Annotated in this window: 2 protein-coding genes; one reads left to right on the top strand and one right to left on the bottom strand. The window is 58.7% G+C overall.

Annotated elements, in window-relative coordinates; translation table 11 throughout:
- Positions 1 to 205: 205 nt before the first annotated feature.
- Complete coding sequence (locus ALO64_RS08425) at positions 206 to 1,093, bottom strand: DMT family transporter (RefSeq protein ID WP_002553127.1); 888 nt, start codon at positions 1,091 to 1,093, stop codon at positions 206 to 208.
- A 260-nt stretch (positions 1,094 to 1,353) separates the two neighbouring features.
- On the opposite strand from ALO64_RS08425, the gene ALO64_RS08420 reads away from it, so the two are divergent.
- A complete protein-coding gene (locus ALO64_RS08420; protein ID WP_044343776.1) occupies positions 1,354 to 2,610 on the top strand; it encodes an OprD family porin in 1,257 nt (418 codons plus the stop codon).
- The last annotated feature ends 67 nt before the right edge of the window (positions 2,611 to 2,677 follow it).

Below are 2,677 nucleotides of genomic sequence, written 5' to 3'. Positions count from 1 at the left end.
CCTTCGCCCTGTCACTAACGTCGCGCTCTGCGTCGTCAGTGCCACCGCGATAAAAAGCGCTTTATCTATGTAAAGTGATTGCGCGCAAGACACTATGTTGTGCTGCGGTACAGATGTGACGCAGAGCGTCACGAACTGCCTACCAACGCGGAGCATTGGCACGATAGTCAGTCAGATTTGTGTATTCGTGCGAAGGAACAGCTCATCACCCACCCTTACGCCGCTGTTGCCAAGCCGCCGCCAGGCCGCTGAGGCAGATGATGGCGATACCGGCCTGTGCGGTCGGTGATGGCATGTGGTCGAACACCACGAAACCCAGCAGCCCGGCAAACACGATCTGGCAATAGCTGAACGGTGCGAGCATTGCCGGGGCGGCGAAGCGGAAGGCCTGGGTCAGCAGCAAGTGGGCCGACATACCACATGCCCCCAGCGCCAGCAGAAACGGCAGATGTTTAAGCGCAGGCACTTCCCAGAAGAACGGCACCAGCGCGCTCATCAACAGGGTATTGAACAGCCCGGCAAAAAAGTTGCTGGTGGTCGGGCTGTCGAACGGGCTGACCAGCCGCGTCAGGAGTTGATACAGCGCAAAGCACAAGGCTGATGACAGCGGCAGCAGAATCGCCGGGGTAAACAGCTCGCCCCCCGGATGAATGATGATCATCACCCCGATAAACCCGACAACCACCGCAACCCATTGCCCGCGCGTCACACGCTCATGCAACAGCGGCACCGACAGTGCCGTGACCAGCAACGGAGCGAGAAAGTTGACCGCGGTCGCCTCTGCCTGCGGGATGAACATCAGGCTGCTGGTAAACAGCAGACTGGTGCCCAACAGCGCCAGCGCACGCAATGCCTGCAAGCCGGGACGCTTGGTACGCAGCACGCGCAACCCCGCCGATGGCATGAAGATGCAGGCCATGAGCAGCGTGTGCACCAGATAGCGCGCCCAGACCACCAGGATGATCGGATAGAAGCCGGACAGGTACTTGGAGAGTGTGTCGTGACTGGCGAACAGAAAAGTCGCCAGAAGAATGAAACCAATCCCTTTCAGTGGTTGGTTGACGCCGGACAAAGGCGTGCTGGCAGTGCTCATCGCGCTTCCTTGTTCAAGTTTCAACAGCCGGACGCCGTGGCCGAAAACGCCAGAGCACGCCGCCTATGTTTACAGACCCGTATCTACAGACCAGTGAGCATCGCACACACGTTTGCAACGCCCTCCACAAAATGTTCGAACCGGTTCATTAACGTTCGATTATCGCCCGAAACAGTTATTTCACAATTGCACGGCACCTTCCGGCCTTTCACTATCGTAGCCAGCTACACGACTCAATAACTACAAAAAAGGTCTGTTCCATGCGCGCCAATTCCTCCTGCAAACTCCTTTGCGGTCTGTCTGCGGCCATTGCTGCAAACCTGACACCCATCAGCGGCAATGCTGCCGGGTTCGTCGAAGACGCCAAGGTCAATCTGAACCTACGCAACTTCTATATCAACCGCAACTTCGTCGACCCGGCCAATGCGCAGAACTACGCCGAGGAGTGGACGCAGAACTTCATCCTCGATGCCCGCTCCGGCTTCACCCAAGGCACCGTTGGCTTTGGTGTGGATGCGCTGGGCCTTTACTCGCTCAAGCTAGACGGCGGCAAGGGAACAGGCGGCACGCAATTGCTGCCGATCCACAGCGATGGACGCCCGGCCGACGACTTCGGGCGACTGGCCGTGGCGGGCAAGGCGCGCTTCTCGAAGACCGAATTGAAGGTCGGCGAGTGGATGCCCGTGTTGCCGATCCTGCGTTCAGATGATGGGCGCTCGCTGCCGCAAACCTTTCAGGGCGGGCAAATCACTTCCAAAGAGATCGACGGGCTGACCCTGTACGGCGGCCAGTTCCGCGGCAACAGCCCGCGCAACGACGCCAGCATGGAAGACATGTCCTTGAACGGCCGCTCAGCGTTCACCTCAGACCGTTTCAACTTCGGCGGCGGCGAGTACGTGTTCAACGAAAAGCGCACCCAGATCGGCGTGTGGTACGCCGAGCTTGAAGACATCTACCACCAGCAATATTTCAACCTGCTGCACAGCCAGCCGCTGGGCAGCTGGACGCTGGGTGCCAACCTTGGCTACTTCCAGGGCAAAGACGACGGCCAGTCGCTGGCCGGTGATCTGGACAACAAGACCTGGTCAGCGATGCTCTCGGCACGGCACGGCGGTAACACCTTTTACCTGGGTTTGCAGAAGGTCAGCGGCGACAGCGCCTGGATGCGCGTCAACGGTACCAGTGGCGGGACGTTGGCCAACGACAGTTACAACTCCAGCTTCGACAACGCCAGGGAGAAATCCTGGCAGCTGCGTCACGACTACGACTTCGCAGCCCTGGGCGCACCCGGCCTGACCCTGATGAACCGCTACATCAGCGGTGACAATGTACACACCGGCGCTATCACCGATGGCGAAGAGTGGGCACGGGAAACCGAGCTGGCGTACGTGTTCCAGAGTGGCGCGTTCAAAAGTCTGTCGCTCAAATGGCGCAACTCCACCATGCGGCGTGACTACAACACCAACCAGTTCGACGAAAACCGCCTGATCGTCAGCTACCCGCTGTCGCTGCTCTAAAAACAAAAACGCCGCCACGGTTGATCACTCATCGTTATACAGAAATCTAACTGACTATCGTGCCGAT

It is taken from the genome of Pseudomonas meliae, from assembly GCF_001400515.1.
Lineage (GTDB): Bacteria > Pseudomonadota > Gammaproteobacteria > Pseudomonadales > Pseudomonadaceae > Aquipseudomonas > Aquipseudomonas amygdali.
This window is presented reverse-complemented; position numbering and strand designations above follow the sequence as displayed.

Excerpts from the sequence above, each read along its gene's own strand:
- ALO64_RS08425 (WP_002553127.1), bottom strand. The coding sequence starts at position 1,093 with ATGAGCACTGCCAGCACGCCTTTGTCCGGCGTCAACCAACCACTGAAA.
- ALO64_RS08420 (WP_044343776.1), top strand. The coding sequence starts at position 1,354 with ATGCGCGCCAATTCCTCCTGCAAACTCCTTTGCGGTCTGTCTGCGGCC.